Raw genomic sequence first — 19,584 nt, 5'->3', positions numbered from 1 at the left:
CACCACGCAAACGGCTGCCTACGCTTTCAACCATGGGATCAGTCAACAGGGTGTATGTCGCGCGGCTGTCGCGAATGATGGTGCTGGGGCCACTCGGCGAATCCTTCGGACGTGTCCACGACGTCGTGATCAGTATCAGCCTTATTCGCCAACAACCGCGCGTGCTGGGCCTGGTCGTGGATTTGGCTACCCGCCGCAGCATTTTCATACCAATCCTGCGGGTTGCCGCGATCGAGCCAAACGCGGTAACACTGAGAAGCGGCAACGTGTCACTACGCCGTTTCGAGCAGCGGCCGGGCGAAGCGCTGGCGCTGGGCCAAGTGCTCGACACGCCGGTTATGGTCAGCGATCCCGAGCTGCCGGAACTGGCCGGCCTTGATCTCGTGGTCACAGACCTTTCCATGGAGCAAACACGAACACGCGACTGGATGGTTGCCAGAGTCGCTGTCCGCAGTCACCGTCGGCTGGGACGACGGGGCCCGGTGCACGTCGTTGACTGGGACAACGTGCACGGGCTGACACCTTCGGCATTGGCCATGCCGGGGCAGGGCGTAGCCCAGTTGCTGCACCAGTTCGAGGGACGGAGGGCAGTGGATGTCGCTGATGCGATCCGCGGGCTACCGCCCAAGCGACGCTACGAGGTGTTCAAGGCGCTCGGCGACGAACGACTTGCCGACATTCTGCAAGAGTTGCCCGAGTTGGATCAGGCTGAGGTGTTATCTCAACTCGGTACCGAACGCGCCGCCGATGTGCTCGAGGAGATGGATCCGGATGATGCCGCCGACCTACTCGGCGTACTGAATCCGACCGACGCGGAGACACTGCTGACCGAGATGGATCCGGGAGACTCCGACCCGGTGCGCCGGTTGTTGACGCACTCCCCCGACACCGCCGGCGGCCTGATGACGTCCAATCCGGTGGTGTTGGCACCGGACACATCGGTCGCCGAGGCCCTGGCTCGGGTCCGAGATCCTGACCTTACTCCGGCTCTGTCGTCCATGGTGTTCGTGACGCGCCCACCAACGGCCACCCCCACCGGCCGCTATCTCGGGTGCGTACACCTGCAACGACTACTCCGCGAGCCTCCAGCCGAGCTGGTTGGCGGAATCGTCGACACCGACCTGCAACACTTGGCGCCGGAAACCCCACTAGCGGCGGTGACCCGGTATTTCGCCGCCTACAACCTCGTGTGTGGGCCGGTGGTCGACGACCAAAACCACCTGTTGGGAGCGGTGACAGTAGACGACTTGCTAGACCACATGTTGCCGCACGACTGGCGGCTCGACGCGCAGGATCTCGACACCGCTGGAGGACCCCTGTGAGCAAGTACTCCACACCACGGCTGCACACGCCGCGAACATCGCGCATACCCGCACCGCGATTGGACCCGGAAGCCGTCGGGCAGCTCACTGAATCCATCGCACGTTTTTTCGGCACCGGCCGTTACTTATTGCTGCAGACCGTGGTGGTGGCGGTATGGATCGCACTGAACCTGTTCGCGGTGGGTCTGCGCTGGGACCCGTATCCGTTTATCCTGCTCAACTTGGCCTTCTCTACGCAGGCCGCGTACGCGGCGCCGCTGATTCTGCTTGCCCAGAACCGCCAGGAAAACCGGGACCGGATCGGTTTGGACGAAGATCGTCGGCGCGCCGCACAGACCAAGGCGGACACCGAATACTTGGCTCGCGAGCTAGCCGCGCTGCGCCTAGCCATCGGTGAAGTCCCCAGCCGTGACTACCTGCGCCACGAGCTGGAAAACCTGCGCACGCTGCTGACCGATCCCCAGCTGGGCAAACCAGGCGCCAACCCGGCGCGGGCCGCTGAGGCTCCCGACCGGCGCGCCAAAAAATCTGGATTCTAGCCAACCTGACCATTGCGCCACTCCCGTAACACGGGTTATGTATGGTGATCTAGTTCACGAAAAAAAATATTGTCCCGGCGGCTCACATTCTGAGGACGGTCGAGGTGCGCATAGGGGGACGCTGGGGTATCCGCCCAGCCGTAGCGGCGGTGCGAAAACACGCACTTCGCATAGCACGGACACCGCTATTCGGCATGGCCGTAGTCACCCCCCTAGTCTTCGCCGGAGCGGTCGGAGGTACGGCTCCCGCGTTCCCCGGGAAGATTCCACCCCGACGCAGCGCAATCACTCCGGTCGCCGCAGTAAATCCCTCGACCGATGACCCCTCCGGTCCGATCATCATCTCGATAAAGCGTCCGCCAACCAGCTTCCACTTCGCCACCGCCAACCTGTCGGCCCCACCGCCACCAATTGCCGTGAATTCGCCTGGTGCGCTAGGTATTCCGATCATGGCGCTGACCGCATATCGGAATGCCGAACAAAAGATGACCGTAGCCGCCCCCAACTGCGGCGTCAGCTGGAACCTATTGGCCGGAATCGGGCGCATCGAGTCAATGCACGCTAACGGTGGCGCCACCGACGAACACGGTACCGCGATCTCGCCGATCTACGGCCCGGCCCTGGATGGCACATTGCCCGGCAACGAGGTCATCATCCAGAGCAGGGTCGGCAATCGCGTGACCTACGCCCGCGCGATGGGACCGATGCAGTTCTTGCCCGGCACCTGGGCGCGCTATGCGTCCGACGGCGACAGCGACGGTGTCCCCGACCCGCAGAACTTGTTCGATTCCACGCTGGCCGCCGCCCGGTACCTGTGCAGCGGCGGCCTAAATCTGCGGAACCCGACACAGGTCATGGCAGCAATCCTGCGTTACAACAACTCGATGTCATACGCCCAGAACGTGCTGGGCTGGGCCGCTGCATACGCCACCGGCGTGGTTCCTGTCGACCTACCACCGATCACGGGGCCGCCGCCACCGCTGGGCGACGCGCACCTCGAGCATCCGAAGGGCCTGGGTCCCGACCTACCGGTCAACGTCCACGGTCTCCGATTCGGCGACCCGTATGCACAGGTGCCCATCATCGACCTGAGTCCGCGTCAGGCCGCTCCACCGCCACCGCTATGGCCTTGGCTGCCGCCGCCCCCGCCCCCGGAGGCACTGCCACCTGGCTGCACTTTGATCTGTATTGCGTCGCAGAACCCGCCCCCGGCACCGCCACCGGGGATCGGCCCGCCCCCGGTGGACCCGCTCGCGCCGGCACCGTCGGCTGGCTTGCCGCCGCCTGCACCGCTGCCGAATCCCCTTGCCCCTCCACCACCGAATCCCCTTGCCCCTCCACCACCGAATCCCCTTGCGCCTCCACCCGGCGGCCCAATCCCCGGAGTGCCCGACGCGCCACCACCCAACCCACCGGCGCCCACTCCGATCGGCTGAACAGCAGTAAACGGCAAACGCCTACACTCGGCGGTGATGTCCGGAACCAATGACGACAACCAGAACGACCTTGCCGCAGCGATCCGCAGCGCGCTGGCCAAAGTAATCGACCCGGAACTCCGGCGCCCCATTACCGAACTGGGAATGGTCAAAAGCGTCGAAATCGGCCCCGACCGCAGCGTGCACGTCGAGATCTTCCTGACCATCGCCAGCTGTCCGAAAAAGTCCGAAATCAGCGAGCGCGTTACCCAGGCCGTTACCGATGTCCCAGGCACGGGGACGGTAAGGGTCAGCCTGGACGTGATGAGCGACGAGCAGCGCACCCAGCTACGCAAGCAATTGCGCGGAGACGAACGTGAACCTGTCATTCCGTTCGCCCAGCCCAGTTCGCTTACCAGGGTGTACGCTGTCGCCTCCGGCAAGGGCGGGGTCGGCAAGTCCACTGTCACAGTCAACCTGGCCGCGGCGTTGGCGGCACGTGGCCTGGCAGTGGGAGTACTGGACGCCGACATCCACGGCCACTCCATCCCGCGGATGATGGGCACCGCCGACCGACCCACCCAGCTTGAATCGATGATCCTGCCACCTATCGCCCATGAGGTGAAAGTCATCTCGATCGCTCAGTTCACTCAGGAAAACACCCCGGTGGTGTGGCGTGGCCCGATGCTACATCGGGCATTGCAACAATTCCTGGCCGATGTCTACTGGGGCGACTTGGACGTGCTCTTGCTAGACCTGCCTCCTGGCACGGGTGACATCGCAATCTCGGTGGCGCAACTTATCCCCAACGCCGAAATCCTGGTCGTGACCACACCACAGCTGGCCGCTGCCGAAGTGGCCGAGCGTGCGGGCAGCATCGCGCTGCAGACCCGGCAGCGCGTTGTCGGCGTGGTAGAAAATATGTCCGGGCTCACGCTGCCCGACGGTACAAAGCTGCAGCTATTCGGCGAGGGCGGCGGTCAACAGGTCGCCGAAAGGCTGTCCCGCGCGGTCGGCGCCGACGTGCCGCTGCTAGGACAGATCCCGCTGGATCCCGCGCTCGTGACCGCCGGTGATTCCGGCAAGCCCATTGTGCTGAGCGCCCCCGATTCCGCGGTAGGTAAGGCATTGCTCAGCATCGCCGACACCATGTCGTCCCGGCGGCGCGGCCTGGCAGGAATGTCGCTGGGACTCGACACGAAACGAGACTGACCGGCCCGGGCTGGCCTGGCCAGCTCAGGTGGCGTCAGTGTCGAACGGAGTGCGCGCAGCGTCATCGGGGGCACGCTGTTCAGCCGGGCTGTGCGCGCCAGGCGGCTCCGCCGGCTTCGAGGGAGCACCGTTGGTAGGTCGGTCGAAGTTCCCGGTAAAGAGCGAGTCGTCACCGTCGAGTAGATGTTTGGTGAGTGCCGCGCGCGGGGTCATACCCCGCAGCTTCTGCAGCTCCCCCAGCGGAGCACGCAGATCATCGAATTCGGGGCCGATATCCTCGCGCAACTGGCTGGTCACGCCGCTGAGATAGTCGCGTGCCTGCCGCAATGCGTTGGCCGCCCAACGGATCGCGCCAGGAAGCCGCTCAGGGCCGAGGATCACCAGCCCGACTACGACAAGTACGAGCATTTCCCCCCAGCCGATGTTGGCGAACACCTAGCTGGAATCGGGTTCGGGATTCACGGTCAACGTCACATGCCGGCCATCGCGGACCACCTCTATTGGGGCGTCCTGGCCGATGGGCAGCTGCCGCACGGCGACGACGAACTCGTCGGAGTCGGCGACTGTGCGGTCGCCGACCTTGACGATCACATCGTTTTCCAGGATTCCCGCCTTCTGCGCGGGGCTGCCGGCTTTGACATTGGCCACCTGCGCACCCGACGCGATCGCGTTGCTGACCGAGCGGGTACTGATGCCAATAGTGGGGTGCACGATCTTTCCGTCTTTGATCAGTGTTTGGGCAACCATCTTCACCTCATTGACCGGGATAGCGAAGCCCAGCCCGCTTGCGCTCTCCGATAGTGACTTGCCGGCAGTATTGATGCCGATCACCTGGGAGTCCATATCGATCAACGCACCACCGGAATTGCCATGGTTGATCGAGGCATCGGTTTGGATAGCGTCGATGACGGTGTCGGTATCGGAGCCCTCTCCCGACAGCGGGACAGGACGGTGCAACGCGCTCACGATCCCTTGGGTTACCGTGCTGCGCAGTCCCAGCGGCGCACCGACGGCCAGGACCTCATCGCCAACACGCACCTTGTCGGAATCTCCGAACCTGGCCACGGTGAGATTATCGACGTTGTCCACCTTGAGCACGGCCAAGTCGGTCTTGGGGTCGCGCCCTACGAGATTAGCGGGCACTTCCTTGCCATCATTGAACACCACCGTCGTCTTGAACTGGCTGGGGTTGTTCGCCGCCTCCGAAATCACGTGGTTGTTGGTGACTATGTAGCCGCGGCCATCGACGATGACACCGGAACCCTGCATACCCTCCTGATCACTGACCGACTCGATAGTCACCACCGAGTCAGCCACGGCTGCGGCGACCTTGGTGAATCGGCCGGCCGGCTCTTGGGCATTGCCACTGGTCGACAAAGTAACCTTCGATGTGGTGAAGGCCTCGACGACTTCGGCGGTTTTGCGCCCGATCACACCACCAACCAGGCCGATCATCAGCGCAACGATGGCCAAGGTGGCCAGAGCCACATAGGACACCTTGTCGCCAAACAGCACGTCGCGTACGCCCAGCTTGCCGCTGTGGCCGAGCACGCTGTGCGGCACCGGTCCGGCGACCCCCGGCTTACCCAAGGCGGCCGCAGCCCCGGGATCCCGCCACGGGTCGTCCAGTCCGTCCGGCTGGCCATTAGCTTGCTCAGCAGCCAACGCACCGGAATCTATCGGGTGTCGCTGAAGTGAATCGGCGCCATCGAAGGGACGGCCGAATGCCTCCTCTAGTACTGGATCGGCCGGCTGGTCGTGGGGTCTAAACTCCGACTGTTCCCGATACTTCTGCGGGCGTACCCGGTCGGCCACAAAGGATCCCTGGACCCCGGAAGGACGCCCGAACGCAATGCGCGCCGCCGAGTCGACTGGTGGTCGGGAGATGGGGCGCGGCGCCAGGCGATCTGCACCGTTCGCGCCGCCATCTTGCCCATTGTCACTGCCTTGGTCGGAGGTCACCTCATCCTCTTCCGAATCCTCTGGGCGCTCGAGACAGGGCAGTAAGCCGTGCGACGACGCGCGTTCACGGCGTTGTCTATATCCACCCTAGTATCCACGGATCTCGGTCAGTCGGCATGAGCCGCACGCCACCGCCACAATGGGCCGCACTGCGAATGGGCAGCTCTCAAACTAGCGGCGCTTCCGCTGGTCACGAACGTTGTCGCCGCCAAGAAAGCTGTCCGATATTGACGCCGCCTGGTCGTCGGGCGGGCAGTGCGGAATGTCAGACAGCAAGCCCAGCAAATCACTAGGAATTCTGATCGGGTGCGAGTCGCGGAGCGCGGTACGTGCACGGCTCTGGTCCTCCACTTCGGCCGCGCATTGACTACAAAGCGCAAGGTGATGCGCGGCGCGCAAGTGGGCATTCATCCGCAGCTCTCCGTCGACGAACGCAGCTATGGCCTCAATGGACAGATGCTCAGTAGAGCCGAATCGCCGCGGCGCCCCCACCGGCGCATCACTCTGGGAAGCGAACTGAGCAGGCAGCCAGGAGAACGCCCGGCGGAACACACGTCCGCGGTCGGCCATCATCAGCTCCTCTCCTCCAGCGTCGACATCACCGATATCTCGAATGTAGCGCGGTTCGCCACCCGATAACCATCACCAGCCGATAACACCCCTGGACTTAGGAGTAATTCGCAACCACCCCGTGACCAATCCGGTGGTTCAGTCTCGCAGACCCGCGGTGGATACTCAGCTGGCCGCTTGAGGGTGCAGCATTTCAGGACTGTTGCTGGGTTCTGGGTGCGCGGCCAGGTGGTCTCGTAGCGCCTGGCGACCGCGGTGGATCCGGCTTCGCACGGTGCCCAACTTCACGCCCAACGTGGCGCCGATCTCCTCGTAGGACAAACCTTCGATATCACACAACACAACCGCGGCACGGAACTCAGGCGGCAACGAATCCAGGGCAGCCTGCAGGTTGGGGCCAAGCCGTGAGTCGTGGTAAATCTGCTCGGGCGTGGGCTCGTCGGCGGGTACTCGATCGTAGTCCTCGGGCAAAGCTTCCATCCGAATGCGGGCCCGCCGGCGAACCATGTCGAGGAACAAGTTTGTCGTAATGCGGTGCAACCAACCCTCGAAAGTACCGGGCTGGTAGTTCTGCACCGACCGGAAAACCCTGATGAAAGTCTCCTGGGTGAGGTCCTCGGCGTCGTGCTGGTTGCCGGCGAGCCGATAGGCCAGCCGGTACACCCGGTCGGCGTGCTGACGAACCAACTCATCCCACGACGGCATCGTTGCCTTGTCACCGGTCGCGTCAAACACCGCGGTGCCTTGCAACGCGTCGGACGCTTCGGTCCACTCGCCGTCGCGGCACTCTTGGGGATGAGACATCGTGGTCGGACTCAGTGTGCTAATAATCAAATCCTCCGGTTTCGCCCTGCCATCAAGTGTTGGCAGGTCTTCACCGCCGGCAACGCGAACTTGCCGTTGTTTATTCCCCGCCCAACATTCACCGCGTTCCATAGACATACCGTCGCTTACCTGCGTATGGGCGGTATATGAGCAAACTGAGCTTTAGCTGAGAAACCGTCTGCGAATCGGCCGTGTCCAGCGCCTATCGGCCGCCGAAAGATGGCCCCGACACCACCCGTCCCGGGCGTGTCGCGCAGGGCCCACCCGCCAGTCTCGGCAACCAGGATCGGGCGCGCCTGCCATAACGTACTGCGAATTGGAATACGCTGCGGGCATGGCCAGCACCGAGAACTCCCCCGGCCAACCCGCCAGCAGCCGGGCCGATTCGCTCTCCGCACATGCGGAACGATCGATTTCCGAAGACGCGATCCTTGCGAGCGCCCGCGAACGAGCCGCGGATATCGGCGTCGGAGCAATAACACCCGCAGTCGGCGCGCTCCTGAGCGTGCTGGCCAAGCTCAGCGGAGGCAAGGCAGTGGCCGAGGTCGGTACGGGAGCCGGCGTCAGCGGGCTGTGGCTGTTGTCCGGCATGACCGACGACGGCGTCTTGACCACGATTGATATCGAGCCCGAGTATCTGCGGTTCGCCAGAGACGCGTTCTCGGAAGCCGGCATCGGGCCGTCACGCACCAGGTTGATCAGCGGCCGCGCCCAGGACGTGTTGACGCGGCTCGCCGACGAGTCTTACGACCTGGTGTTCATTGACGCCGACCCGATCGATCAACCGGACTACGTGGTCGAGGGCATGCGGCTGCTCCGATCCGGCGGGGTCATCGTGGTGCACCGGGCCGCACTGAACGGGCGGGCCGGCGATCCGGCAGCGCGCGATGCCGAAGTGGCTGCCGTGCGCGAGGCGGCACGGTTGATAGCCGAGGACGAACGCCTCACTCCCGCGCTGGTCCCGTTGGGTGACGGTCTGCTCACAGCCGTCAGAGACTAGCTCGCGATTGGCTACCGCGAAATCCTAGACGAACACCCCGTTGGACGATGACTATCGGCTAGACAACGCCACGTGACCACGCAGCGAAGCTGCGTTTTAGCGCACCGAGCATGCGTTCGGTCGACTTGACCGCGACGACCCAGATCACCGATGCGGCCATCGGGCGGTTCGGTCAACAAAGCCTCGGAGTCGGGTTGCCCGGCATCACCGACGCCGCGGACGTGCGCGCCCTGAGCTCTGCACCGAAGGCCTTCTCACCGATCACGCCGTGTACCGCGCCTTCTCGGATATCCGGGACAAAGAGAGGCAAGGAGATTTCCCTGCCAGCTGACAGCTGCCAGGCACCCATCGAAATCCGGAATCTCATCAAAAACTTCGGTCCGGTGCGAGCGCTGGACGGCCTCGATCTAACCGTGTGCAAAGGCGAAGTGCACGGCTTCCTTGGGCCGAACGGGGCCGGCAAGTCCACACCCTCTGCGCATTCTGTTGGGGTTGGCGAAGGTCGACAGCGGAAACGCTCGGTTATTAGGCGGCGACCCGTGGTCGGACGCTGTCAAACTACATCGTCAGATCGCCTACGTGCCAGACGATGTCACCTTTTGGCCGTCACTGACCGGCGGCGAAACCATCGATTTGCTGGCCCGCTTGCGGCGTTGGATCGACCGGAAAACGTCGAGCGGAGCTACTCAATCTCGAACCGTTCGCGCGCATTCCCCGCCTCCGCAACTTCGGCATTGGGCCGCTGCTGTGGCTGCTAGGCATCAAGGCAGGACCAATTATCGCGAGCACCCTCGGTTCCCGACACCGAGATGTGCGGTGCTAGTAACACGTCCTCGTTGGCGCTGTGGCCCACGACGGACCGACTTGACCATCCGATATGTGCTACCGAGCACCGTTATCAGACACCGCCTTTCGGACCTCCACGAGTTCGAGCGTTCCGCAACGGAGACCATCGCGCGGGGCGCAATCCCGGCGCCTGCCTGACGAGCTAGACCCAGACGCCCTTGCCCACTGCCACCACTCCCCCGGCACTGATCGCAAACCGCTCTCGATCCTTGTCCATATCCACACCTACCATTTCGCCCGGCCCAACGACGACGTTCTTGTCGAGGATCGCGTGACGTACCACCGCTCCGCGACCAACCCGGGCGCCCGGCATGATCACACTGCCCTCCACGATCGCGCCGTCGTCGACCACCACGTTCGAGGACAGCACCGAGTTGCGCACCGACGCCGCCGAAATGATGCTGCCGGCACCGACTATTGACTCCTGAGCCGAGCCACCGTTGACGAACTTCGCCGGCGCCAAATTCTCCGACTCGCCACGGATCGGCCAGCGCTTGTTGTACAGATTGAACACCGGATGGACTGAAACCAGGTCCATGTGTGCATCATAAAAGGCATCCAGGGTCCCGACGTCTCGCCAGTAGGCGCGGTCGCGGTCGGTGGCACCGGGAACTTCGTTGTCGGAAAAGTCATAAACGGCTGCCATGCCGTCGGCCACCAGCTGTGGAATGATATCGCCGCCCATGTCGTGATCAGAGTGGTCATCATCAGCATCGGCACGAATCGTGTCGATAAGCACCTTTGTCGTAAAGATGTAGTTCCCCATCGAGACATACGTCGCGTCGGGGTCATCAGGGGTACCCGGGGGCTCCAACGGCTTCTCGACAAAACTGCGTATCCGGCCGGATTCGTCTGCGTCAATACAACCGAATGCGCCCGCTTCCGCGCGTGGAACCCGGATGCCTGCCACCGTCGCACCGGCACCACTGTCGATGTGGAATCGGACCATCTGTTCGGGATCCATGCGGTAGACGTGGTCCGCACCGAAAACCACTATGTAGTCCGGATCTTCGTCATAGATCAAATTCAACGATTGATAGATCGCGTCGGCAGAGCCCGTGTACCAGCGTGGGCCGAGACGCTGCTGCGCCGGGACTGGAGTGATGTACTCGCCGGCCAGCCCGGACAAGCGCCAGTTCTGCGAAATGTGGCGATCCAGTGAATGCGACTTGTACTGAGTGAGAACGCAGATTTTTAGGTATCGGGCGTTGACCAGATTGGAAAGCACGAAATCAATCAGCCGATAGGCGCCACCAAACGGGACTGCTGGTTTGGCTCGGTCCGCAGTCAGCGGGTACAGCCGCTTACCCTCACCGCCCGCCAAGACTATGCCTAGCACGTGCGGCAATTCCCTCATGGGTCAAACCTATCGACCACCGCAAAACGCTGCCAGAGGGAACCCCCCGTTCGCCCCCGAAGCGGCCGTCGCTCTGAGGAACCGTCCAGCACGGTATTCGGCCCAATTGTCCGGCTCCTCCCCGGGCCAACGCACAGCCCGAATCGTCGCCGAACTACGGTGCGGAGAATGCGGGTGGCGATGATGACGCGGGAGTATCCACCAGAGGTCTACGGCGGCGCCGGAGTACACGTCACCGAACTGGTATCTCAGTTGCGTCACCGGTGCGCAGTCGACGTGCACTGCATGGGCGCACCCCGTAGTGATGCTTTCGCCTATCAGCCGGACCCTCGGTTGCGTCGCGCCAACCCGGCATTAGCCACATTGTCGTCGGACTTGGTGATGGCTAATGCGGCTAAGGCGGCCGACGTCGTTCATTCGCACACTTGGTATACAAGCTTGGCAGGACATCTAGCAGCGCTGCTCTACGGCATCCCGCATGTGTTGACAGCACATTCACTCGAGCCACTACGGCCGTGGAAAGCCGAGCAACTCGGCCGCGGCTACCAGGTGTCGACGTGGGTCGAGCACACTGCCGTGCTGGCCGCAAACGCCATCATCGCAGTCAGCTCCAGCATGCGCGACGACATGTTGCGCATCTACCCCACCGTGAACCCAAACCGAATTCACGTCGTCCGCAATGGGATCGACGCCAATGTGTGGTATCCGACCGGGCCAGTTCGGCCGAAGTCCCAGCTCGGCGAACTCGGAGTCGCTCCAAACCGGCCCATCGTGGCGTTTGTCGGCCGGCTCACCCGCCAAAAAGGTGTCGCCCACCTGCTAGCAGCCGCGCACCAATTCAACCCGGACGTGCAGTTGGTGCTGTGCGCTGGCGCCCCCGATACCCGCGAAATCGCCGAAGAAGCGCAGAATGCGGTAGTCGATTTGGCCCGCAATCGCACTGGCGTGTTCTGGATCCGGGATACGCTTCCCATCGGAACATTGCGTGAAATAATGTCGGCAGCAAATGTTTTCGTGTGCCCGTCGTTGTACGAGCCGCTCGGCATCGTAAATCTTGAGGCGATGGCCTGCGCCACGGCAGTGGTGGCCTCCGACGTCGGCGGGATACCCGAAGTAATCGCCGATGGCGTTACCGGCTTACTTGTGCACTACGACGACAACGATCCTGCCGGATACCAGGCCGGATTGGCAGAAGCAGTCAATGAGCTGGTGTCCGATCCCGGCAAAGCGGAACGCTTCGGGCAAGCAGGACGCCAGCGCTGCATTGAGGAATTCTCCTGGGCCAACGTCGCCGAACAGACGCTCGACATCTACCAGGAGGTATGTGGATAACCCCGACCATTACCCGCTGGGCCGGCGTCACTGATTCCAGCTGTTGTCAGCTAGTCACAGCCTTGAGTTCGTCCCCAAGCGCAGCAGCTTCGTCAGGCGTCAGCTCGACCACCAGTCGACCGCCGCCCTCCAGTGGTACCCGCATCACGATGCCGCGCCCCTCCTTTGTCGCTTCCAACGGACCGTCACCGGTCCGGGGCTTCATCGCCGCCATCGAGTGCTCCCTCCAGATTCGAGCTGGCCCGCCGTCGCGGACTTGGCCGGCGCCGAGCATGCCCCGCCTGTGGATTCCACAGCCATACCCGACATTGAACTGCCGATTCACCCCTCTATTGTTCCCTATCGGCGTCTAAAGGTGCACAAGACCCGCTTCCTAGCCCTCGCCGCGCCGCGCCAGCCCGCTCACGGCCCGCTTCGTCACCTGGCGCAAGGCACCCAGCAGTCACGGATGTGGTCATCGACCATTCCGGTTGCCTGCATCAAGGCGTACGCGGTGGTTGGTCCGACGAAACGGAATCCGCGCCGCTTCAATTCACCAGCCATTGCCTTAGATTCCGGGCTGACCGAAGCAATTTCGGAATCGGTGGCCGGCCTGGGCCGCGGCGTCGGCGCGAACGACCACAGTAGCTCCGACAGGTCTGCGGGCGATCCGAGGTCAGCGGCGGCACGCGCATTGACGATTGTGGCTTCTATCTTGGCCCGGTTACGAACAATCCCCTCGTCAGCCATAAGCCGCCGCACGTCGGCGTCAGTAAAGCCGGCAACCTGCTCGATATCGAATCCAGCGAAAGCACGGCGGAAATTGTCGCGCTTGCGCAGGATGATCAACCACGACAAGCCGCTCTGGAACGCTTCTAGACTCAACCGCTCAAACAAAGCGACTCGCCCCCGCAACGGGCGACCCCACTCGTGGTCATGATACGAGCGATATAGCTCGGCATCTGGTCCCGGGCGAATTACCGACCAACCACAGCGAACCAAGCTCGGATCGCTCAAGCCGCTCACTGCGATTCCCGAAGGGCCTCAACATCGGCGCCCACCGTTGCATCCGGATGGTTCGCAACTTCGAGGCTGTCCACCTTGGTCTGGATGCCCACAACCGACGGGGCCTGGATAGCCTCCAGCCGCCCGCGTAGCACCTCAAGCTCGCGACCAAGCCGATCTAGGACCCAGTCGACCTCGCTGGTCTTGTATCCGCGCACCACCTGGGTGAACTTGACCGCGTCGACGTCGGCGCCGGTAACCCCGGAGGTGGGCAGCGCCGTCGCCGTCGTGGCCCGCGGCAGCGGCGGCAGCCGCTCGCCGCGCCCGAACAGCAGGCTTGCGATACTAAACAACACAATCGCCGCCAAGACGAGCACGACCAGATACAACAACACCAAAGCCATGGGATCGATATTGCCCTAACCAATCACCACGGTGCTCACGGCTCGGCGATCAGCCCACCTCAATGTGGCCTGAGCACCTTCATCGGCGGCCGGTCAGCCAGCGACACCGGCCAGGTGTGCTGGGTGTAGCCAACACCGTCTGCGCCAGCGGCAAAGAACTGAGTCAAGCCAACCCCGGAGTCGGGGATCCCACACCGAGACAACAGGGTCGCGATAACCTGCCGGCTCATTGCCCCCAGCTCGGCCAGCGGGCGGTTGCGGTGTGCCCGCACGCCAAGGTTGACCTGCGCGATCGCATCGAGGCCCAGCCGGTCGAAGGTGTCAACAAGCAGTCCGATCTCTACGCCGTAGCCTGGGGCGAACGGCAATGCGGTGAGAAGTTCTCGGGTGGCCGCGTATTCGCCGCCCAGCGGCTGCAGCACGCACCCCAGCTCCGGGCGCAACGCCGCCAAGAGCGGCCGCGCCACCAGCTCAGTGACACGACCGCCGCCAGTCTGGCCCGCACTGCCGCCCACATCGCCGACATTGAGTGGCCGTCGGTAAAAACTCTTCACCAAGTGCAGGCCCTCGCCGGTAAGCAGCGGACCGACCAGCCAGGGCACGAACATCGGGTGTGGGTTAATCAGATCAGAGTCGACAAACACCACGATGTCGCCGCTCGTGGCCGCCAGCGAACGCCACAACGCCTCACCTTTGCCGGGACGCGTCGGAACCTCCGGCAATGCCTGCTCACGGCTCACGACGCGGGCCCCGGCAGCGATGGCCCGAATCTCGGTGTCATCGGTGGAGCCTGAGTCCAGCACGATCAGTTCATCGACCAGGCCCGCGCCATCCTGGACCAGCGGCGAGATACTGTCGATCACCGTCTCGATAGTTTGTTCCTCGTTGAGCGCCGGAAGCACCACCGATACCGTCCGCCCAGACTTCGCCGCTACCAACTCGTCGATCGTCCAACGGGGACGACTTTCGCTGCGATCCGGCAGCCAGATGTCCCCTGGCAATGCCGCGAGAACTCCATCGCTGGTCAGGTCGCCGGCGACCAGCTCCGATGCCGTCATGCGAGTCCTCTCACCGTGCGCGTCGGAGGACGCGTCCCCTGGATCGACGCCACCATCTCGAGCACCCGCCGCGTAGCCGCAACCTGGTGCACCCGAAATATGCGTGCTCCGGCGGCCGCCGCCAGGGCGGTAGCCGCCAGCGTTCCCTCGAGCCGCTCGGTCAAGTCCACCCCCAGAGTCTCCCCGACGAAGTCCTTGTTACTCAAAGACATGAGCACAGGCCACCCGGTGATAACAAGATCGGCCACGTGTCGCAGCAGAAGCAGCCCGTGGAAGGTGTTCTTGCCGAAATCGTGGGTCGGGTCGATCAGCACTCGGTCGCGGGCCACTCCGGCCGCCACCGCCCGCTCGGCCGCACCTGTGACCTGGCGAATCACATCGTCGACCACGCCGCGGGTAGTCGTACCGTAGCTCACCCGGAAGGGACGCGTGCGAGGCAATGCGCCACCGGTATGCGCACACACCAGGCCCACACCGAACTCTGCAGCCACCTCGGGCATGGCTTGGTCGACGCCGCCCCACGAGTCGTTGATCAGGTCAGCGCCCGCCGCGCAACTGAGCCTGGCCACCTCAGAACGCCAGGTATCGACGCTGATCAACTGGTCTGGGTAGGCGCTCCGAACCCATTCGATAAACGGAACGAGCCGCGCGATTTCGGTGTCCGGGTCGACGTTGCTGCCCGGCCCCGCTTTGACGCCGCCAACGTCGATGACATCGGCACCGTCGGCGACTGCCCGGTGAACGGCGGCCCTGGCAGCCTCGTCGCCAAAGGTCGCGCCCTTGTCGTAAAACGAATCCGGGGTGCGGTTCACGATCGCCATGATCAGCGGACGATCCCCAGCGACCGGACGGCCGCACAGCGTTGACTGCACACACCCATAGTGCCTATTCGCCGAGAAACATCTGACCTCGGGATGCAGATTTAGCCGGGATAGCACATAGCCGCCGGCTATCCCCGTGGCCGCTGACCGGCCGCTACTTCATCTGGGTACTCCGCGTAGTACGGCACGTAGCCTTCGGCGCGACCGGCCAACACATAGAGCGGGTCCGCCACGCCGGGGTCATACGGGCCATAGCCTTGCTCGCGCAGTTCCACCTTGCGGCTCTTGAACGTCGTGGTGTGCTCAAGCGCCGTCACCAAACGCACAAAGAGCGGCAATGCGTAACCGGGCAGTTGACCATATACCGCGCGGGCCAGCGCCAGGCCATCAAAATCGGCGCCCTCACGCAGCTTGACTGCAGCCATCCCAGCGCGCCCGCCGGTCCGCGGAATCTCCACGCCGTAGACCGTGCACTCTTCAACAGCCGGCTCTGTGGCCAGCGCCGCTTCCACCTGCGTGGTAGCAACGTTTTCGCCCTTCCAGCGGAAGGTGTCGCCCAACCGGTCGATGAACGCGGCGTGGCCCATGCCCTGCGGGCTCATCACATCGCCAGTGTTGAACCAACAGTCACCGTCACGAAAAGCGTTGCGCACCAACTTTTTTTCGCTAGCCGCCGAGTCAGTGTAGCCGTCGAACGGCTGCAGTCTATTGACCGGGCTAAGCAACAAGCCGGGCTGGCCCGCGGGCACCCGGCGCACCCGCCCGCTGCCATCGCGTCGCGGTGCACCCGTGTCCGGGTCGTACTTCACGTAGGCCAGTGGCATGGGCGAGATACCAGTAGTTCCAGGCATATTGAAGATGTTGATATACGCAGAAGTGCCTTCGCTGGATGCGTAGAACTCGCACACCCGGTCGATTCCGAACCGCGTGGTGAAATCGGTCCAGATTTCCGGACGCAGCCCATTGCCGCAGATCACTCGAACTCTATGCGCGCGGTCGGTCGGTTTTGGCGGCTGGTTGAGCAGATATCGACAGATCTCGCCGATATAGATGAACGCAGTGGCCCGGCTGGCGATCACCTCGTCCCAGAATCGCGACGCCGAAAACGACTTGCCCAGCGCCAACGTCGCCCCGGAATTGATCACCGACGACAACGCGACCGTCAGTGCGTTGTTGTGGTAGAGCGGCAAACAACTGTAAAGCGTGTCAGAGCCCTTCAGTCGTAGCCCCAGTCCGCCGAACACAGCCAACGCCCGTAGCCACCGTTGATGCGTCATCACGCTGGCCTTGGGGTATCCGGTTGTTCCCGAGGTGAAGATGTAGAACGCGGTGTCTTTGGCGTGCACCGCCGATGCTGAGGCCGGGTTGTTGGCGGGCGCTGTCACGGCGCTTCGCTCCAGATCCTCGATGGTCAGTACCGCGCCGGCCGAGGCGCCACACTCGCTGACGGCGCTAACCAAGTCCGACTCCGCGATCAGCACCTTGGCGTCCAGCAGGCCAAGACTATGCTTCAGCACGTCGCCGCGCTGGTGGTAGTTGAGCATGCCGGCAATAGCGCCGCACTTGACCACGGCCAACATCGCCAACACCGTGTTGGGCGAATTCCGCAGCATGATGCCCACGACATCACCGGGGCCGACACCCCGAGCCGCCAACACCCCGGCGTACTGGTTTGCGATGGCGTTGGCTTCGCGATAGCTGAGCTGCTGATCACCGAACCTCAAGAAAATACGGTCGGCGTAACGCGCGGCCCGGTCGGCGAACACCTTGCCGATCGACGCCTTGGAGTTCGGACGAGGCAGCAACCCCGTCATCGCCCCACGCAAAATTGACGGCGTATCTGCCAGCACACCTGGGACTCGTGCTGCGACATGGGTGAACTTGACAGCGGTGCGCGCTCCGCCGACCTTGTCAGACAATTGATCCCTCGATTCGCATTGCAACTGTGCAGTACATACCCTGTGGCGGCGGCATGTCGATCCGAAGACGAAGAGCCATCGCGTCTCTCTGTGGTGACAGTACTAACTTGAACCTAGCGATGACGCTGGACCATCCCGGGTTGCAGAAGTAGGCGACGCGCTCTTGGCACGGCGCCACTGGACACGGTGGCCCTACCCGTGTCGGCCGACATCAAGCGGCTGCAGGTGCACACGCGTCGAGCGCCGCAGCTACCTCGTGCACCACGATCAGGCGCTGCATAGCCATCGGCGATACATAACCGGAGTTCACCAACCCACGCAGCCAGGTCCACAATCCGTCGTAATGCCCGTCCGGATCGAGAATGACCACCGGTTTGTCATGCATACCGAGATAGCCGGTAGTCCACGCGTCGAGTATTTCGTCCAACGTTCCAACACCACCGGGCAGCGCAATGAACGCTTTGGCCCGCTCTTCCATGACGTGCTTGCGCTCACGCAATGTGTCAGTGACGATCAGCTCACTGGCATCACGGTCGGCCAGCTCACGGCGCTCCATCAATTTGGGAATCACGCCGACGGTCCAGCCGCCGCGGGCCCGCGCCGCCGACGCGACCGCACCCATCGCCGAAACGTGTCCACCGCCCCATACCAAAGTCCAGCCCCGCCTAGCGATAGCCGCGCCAAGGTCAGCTGCCAACCTCAGCAACTCTGGGTGAGTCGGTCCGGCGGCGCAATAGACAGCCACCGCCCACTGGCTGGCCGCATCAGGTGTCGAGGACATACACGGAAAGGTAAACCAACCGCACCGGCGTCACGCTCATTGGGCCCATCAGCTTGCAGCTCGCGCGGCCGCGCAGTAGGAGCCAGGCGACGCCTGGGCGATCTAGCCCACACGGCCGATTCTGGCGGGCATTAACCGCTCAGATACCGACCCAGCATGTCTACAGCTTCAGCGATCTGACCGACGGGCACCCGTTCGTCACGCCGGTGCGCCAGGTTGGGATCGCCGGGACCGTAGTTAACCGCCGGTATCCCCAGCGCCGCGAAGCGGGATACATCGGTCCAACCGTATTTCGCGCGGACTTTGCCGCCCGCCGCCTCGACCAGCGCCTTAGCTGCGGGCTCGGACAAGCCCGGCAAGGCGCCCGCAGCTGCATCAGTCTGTTCGATCTCTACATCGAGGCCGTCGAACACCTCGCGCACGTGTTGCAGCGCGGCCGCCAAAGACCGGTCGGGCGCAAAACGATAGTTCACCGTTAGCGCGGCCCTGTCGGGAATCACATTTCCGGCCACACCACCGTCGACCCGCACCGCCGACAAGCCCTCACGGTACGTACACCCATCGATGTCCACGCTGCGTGCCGAATAACCGGCCAACCGATCCAGCACCGCGCCCAATTTGTGGATTGCATTGTCGCCTAGCCAAGAGCGCGCCGAGTGCGCGCGAGTTCCAGCCGCACTGACCACGACGCGCAGCGTTCCCTGGCAGCCGGCCTCAACGAGGCCGGCTGTTGGCTCGCCAAGGATAGCCAAGTCTGCATTCAACCAGTCGGGCAACTCTCGTTCGATCCGACCCAAACCATTTGCTGCCGAATCGATTTCCTCGCAGTCGTAGAACACCAGCGTTAGGTCGTGCGCCGGTTCAGTTACGGTGGCCGCCAGATGAAGAAAGACCGCGTCACCGGATTTCATATCTGCGGTTCCGCACCCGTGCAGCATGTCCTGTTCCCGGCGGCTCGGCACATTTCCGGCCGCCGGCACGGTGTCCAGATGTCCGGCCAACAGCACTCGCGTCGGCCGGCCCAGCCGGCTACGAGCCAGCACCGCGTTGCCGTTGCGAATGATCTCGAAACCGGAAGTTTGTCCGCGCAGCGCGGCCTCAACCTCGTCGGCGATACGCGCTTCGTTTCTCGATTCGCTTGGAATGTCGACCAGGGCCGCGGTCAGCTCAATCGGATCCCCGCGCAAGTCCAGCACAATCTCAGCGTAGTGGGCGTTCCTCGCAGGCGCCTGCGGGT

19 protein-coding genes and 1 pseudogene are annotated in these 19,584 nt (G+C 63.4%); 7 read left to right on the top strand and 13 right to left on the bottom strand.

Going from position 1 to position 19,584, the window contains the following annotated elements; translation table 11 throughout:
• Positions 1-32: 32 nt before the first annotated feature.
• The 4 genes from ACO07W_RS16420 to ACO07W_RS16405 all read left to right on the top strand — a co-directional run bounded on the left by ACO07W_RS16420 (position 33) and on the right by ACO07W_RS16405 (position 4,488).
• Complete coding sequence (locus tag ACO07W_RS16420; RefSeq protein WP_421844794.1) at positions 33-1,322, top strand: magnesium transporter MgtE N-terminal domain-containing protein; 1,290 nt, start codon at positions 33-35, stop codon at positions 1,320-1,322.
• A complete protein-coding gene (locus ACO07W_RS16415) occupies positions 1,319-1,861 on the top strand; it encodes a DUF1003 domain-containing protein (protein ID WP_421844792.1) in 543 nt (180 codons plus the stop codon). The genes ACO07W_RS16420 and ACO07W_RS16415 overlap by 4 nt, the downstream gene beginning before the upstream one ends.
• A 104-nt stretch (positions 1,862-1,965) precedes the next feature.
• Positions 1,966-3,297 carry a lytic transglycosylase domain-containing protein gene (locus ACO07W_RS16410; protein WP_421844790.1) on the top strand — a complete coding sequence of 444 codons (1,332 nt, stop codon included), beginning with the start codon at positions 1,966-1,968 and terminating at the stop codon, positions 3,295-3,297.
• Between the two features lie 36 nt (positions 3,298-3,333).
• Positions 3,334-4,488, top strand: coding sequence for an Mrp/NBP35 family ATP-binding protein (locus tag ACO07W_RS16405; RefSeq protein WP_421844788.1), 1,155 nt, complete (start codon positions 3,334-3,336; stop codon positions 4,486-4,488).
• A 24-nt stretch (positions 4,489-4,512) separates the two neighbouring features.
• Here the strand turns inward: ACO07W_RS16405 and tatB are convergent, their stop codons facing one another.
• From tatB to sigE, 4 genes are all read right to left on the bottom strand, one after another.
• Positions 4,513-4,923: a Sec-independent protein translocase protein TatB gene (gene tatB / locus ACO07W_RS16400; protein WP_421844786.1), complete on the bottom strand. Its 411-nt coding sequence runs from the start codon at positions 4,921-4,923 to the stop codon at positions 4,513-4,515.
• A complete protein-coding gene (locus tag ACO07W_RS16395; RefSeq protein ID WP_421844784.1) occupies positions 4,924-6,450 on the bottom strand; it encodes a S1C family serine protease in 1,527 nt (508 codons plus the stop codon). It abuts the gene before it with no gap.
• A gap of 171 nt (positions 6,451-6,621) precedes the next feature.
• Positions 6,622-7,023, bottom strand: coding sequence for an anti-sigma E factor RseA (gene rseA / locus ACO07W_RS16390; RefSeq protein ID WP_421844782.1), 402 nt, complete (start codon positions 7,021-7,023; stop codon positions 6,622-6,624).
• Between the two features lie 162 nt (positions 7,024-7,185).
• Complete coding sequence (gene sigE / locus ACO07W_RS16385; protein ID WP_421844780.1) at positions 7,186-7,956, bottom strand: RNA polymerase sigma factor SigE; 771 nt, start codon at positions 7,954-7,956, stop codon at positions 7,186-7,188.
• A 223-nt stretch (positions 7,957-8,179) separates the two neighbouring features.
• On the opposite strand from sigE, the gene ACO07W_RS16380 reads away from it, so the two are divergent.
• On the top strand, positions 8,180-8,845 hold the full coding sequence (locus ACO07W_RS16380; protein ID WP_421844778.1) for an O-methyltransferase: 666 nt from the start codon (positions 8,180-8,182) through the stop codon (positions 8,843-8,845).
• 320 nt (positions 8,846-9,165) lie between these two features.
• Positions 9,166-9,533, top strand: a pseudogene (locus tag ACO07W_RS16375) (ATP-binding cassette domain-containing protein); the annotation flags it as partial.
• 300 nt (positions 9,534-9,833) lie between these two features.
• Here ACO07W_RS16375 and glgC read toward each other — a convergent pair.
• Positions 9,834-11,048: a glucose-1-phosphate adenylyltransferase gene (gene glgC / locus ACO07W_RS16370; RefSeq protein WP_421844776.1), complete on the bottom strand. Its 1,215-nt coding sequence runs from the start codon at positions 11,046-11,048 to the stop codon at positions 9,834-9,836.
• A gap of 168 nt (positions 11,049-11,216) precedes the next feature.
• Here glgC and glgA point away from each other — a divergent pair, with 168 nt between their 5' ends.
• Positions 11,217-12,380, top strand: a complete 1,164-nt coding sequence (gene glgA / locus ACO07W_RS16365) for a glycogen synthase (protein ID WP_421844774.1) — start codon at positions 11,217-11,219, stop codon at positions 12,378-12,380.
• A gap of 46 nt (positions 12,381-12,426) precedes the next feature.
• Here the strand turns inward: glgA and ACO07W_RS16360 are convergent, their stop codons facing one another.
• The 8 genes from ACO07W_RS16360 to dapE all read right to left on the bottom strand — a co-directional run bounded on the left by ACO07W_RS16360 (position 12,427) and on the right by dapE (position 19,543).
• Entirely contained in the window at positions 12,427-12,594 is a 168-nt protein-coding gene (locus ACO07W_RS16360; RefSeq protein WP_003885506.1) for a DUF3117 domain-containing protein, read from the bottom strand.
• 203 nt (positions 12,595-12,797) lie between these two features.
• Positions 12,798-13,376 carry a DNA-3-methyladenine glycosylase I gene (locus ACO07W_RS16355; RefSeq protein ID WP_421846049.1) on the bottom strand — a complete coding sequence of 193 codons (579 nt, stop codon included), beginning with the start codon at positions 13,374-13,376 and terminating at the stop codon, positions 12,798-12,800.
• Between the two features lie 5 nt (positions 13,377-13,381).
• A complete protein-coding gene (locus tag ACO07W_RS16350; RefSeq protein ID WP_421844772.1) occupies positions 13,382-13,768 on the bottom strand; it encodes a DivIVA domain-containing protein in 387 nt (128 codons plus the stop codon).
• 59 nt (positions 13,769-13,827) lie between these two features.
• Positions 13,828-14,826 (bottom strand): glucosyl-3-phosphoglycerate synthase, encoded by a 999-nt coding sequence (locus ACO07W_RS16345; protein WP_421844768.1) that lies wholly within the window; start codon positions 14,824-14,826, stop codon positions 13,828-13,830.
• A complete protein-coding gene (folP, locus tag ACO07W_RS16340; RefSeq protein WP_421844766.1) occupies positions 14,823-15,647 on the bottom strand; it encodes a dihydropteroate synthase in 825 nt (274 codons plus the stop codon). Before folP ends, ACO07W_RS16345 begins: the two co-directional genes overlap by 4 nt.
• Before the next feature lie 128 nt (positions 15,648-15,775).
• Entirely contained in the window at positions 15,776-17,566 is a 1,791-nt protein-coding gene (fadD6, locus tag ACO07W_RS16335) for a long-chain-acyl-CoA synthetase FadD6 (RefSeq protein WP_421844764.1), read from the bottom strand.
• Positions 17,567-17,777: 211 nt separating this feature from the next.
• Positions 17,778-18,347: a TIGR00730 family Rossman fold protein gene (locus ACO07W_RS16330; protein WP_421844762.1), complete on the bottom strand. Its 570-nt coding sequence runs from the start codon at positions 18,345-18,347 to the stop codon at positions 17,778-17,780.
• 131 nt (positions 18,348-18,478) lie between these two features.
• Positions 18,479-19,543, bottom strand: a complete 1,065-nt coding sequence (gene dapE / locus ACO07W_RS16325) for a succinyl-diaminopimelate desuccinylase (protein ID WP_421844760.1) — start codon at positions 19,541-19,543, stop codon at positions 18,479-18,481.
• Positions 19,544-19,584 lie beyond the last annotated feature (41 nt).

Source organism: Mycobacterium sp., from assembly GCF_965230835.1.
Taxonomy (GTDB): domain Bacteria; phylum Actinomycetota; class Actinomycetes; order Mycobacteriales; family Mycobacteriaceae; genus Mycobacterium.
Note: the sequence above shows the minus strand (reverse complement) of the source record. Positions and strands in the feature narration are given on the sequence as shown.

Bases quoted from the DNA above. Each gene is read 5' to 3' on its own strand.
- ACO07W_RS16420 (WP_421844794.1), top strand. From the start codon at position 33: ATGGGATCAGTCAACAGGGTGTATGTCGCGCGGCTGTCGCGAATGATG.
- ACO07W_RS16405 (WP_421844788.1), top strand. From the start codon at position 3,334: ATGTCCGGAACCAATGACGACAACCAGAACGACCTTGCCGCAGCGATC.
- rseA (WP_421844782.1), bottom strand. From the start codon at position 7,023: ATGATGGCCGACCGCGGACGTGTGTTCCGCCGGGCGTTCTCCTGGCTG.
- sigE (WP_421844780.1), bottom strand. From the start codon at position 7,956: ATGGAACGCGGTGAATGTTGGGCGGGGAATAAACAACGGCAAGTTCGC.
- ACO07W_RS16380 (WP_421844778.1), top strand. From the start codon at position 8,180: ATGGCCAGCACCGAGAACTCCCCCGGCCAACCCGCCAGCAGCCGGGCC.
- glgC (WP_421844776.1), bottom strand. From the start codon at position 11,048: ATGAGGGAATTGCCGCACGTGCTAGGCATAGTCTTGGCGGGCGGTGAG.
- glgA (WP_421844774.1), top strand. From the start codon at position 11,217: ATGCGGGTGGCGATGATGACGCGGGAGTATCCACCAGAGGTCTACGGC.
- ACO07W_RS16360 (WP_003885506.1), bottom strand. From the start codon at position 12,594: ATGGCGGCGATGAAGCCCCGGACCGGTGACGGTCCGTTGGAAGCGACA.
- ACO07W_RS16350 (WP_421844772.1), bottom strand. From the start codon at position 13,768: ATGGCTTTGGTGTTGTTGTATCTGGTCGTGCTCGTCTTGGCGGCGATT.
- ACO07W_RS16345 (WP_421844768.1), bottom strand. From the start codon at position 14,826: ATGACGGCATCGGAGCTGGTCGCCGGCGACCTGACCAGCGATGGAGTT.
- folP (WP_421844766.1), bottom strand. From the start codon at position 15,647: ATGGCGATCGTGAACCGCACCCCGGATTCGTTTTACGACAAGGGCGCG.
- ACO07W_RS16330 (WP_421844762.1), bottom strand. From the start codon at position 18,347: ATGTCCTCGACACCTGATGCGGCCAGCCAGTGGGCGGTGGCTGTCTAT.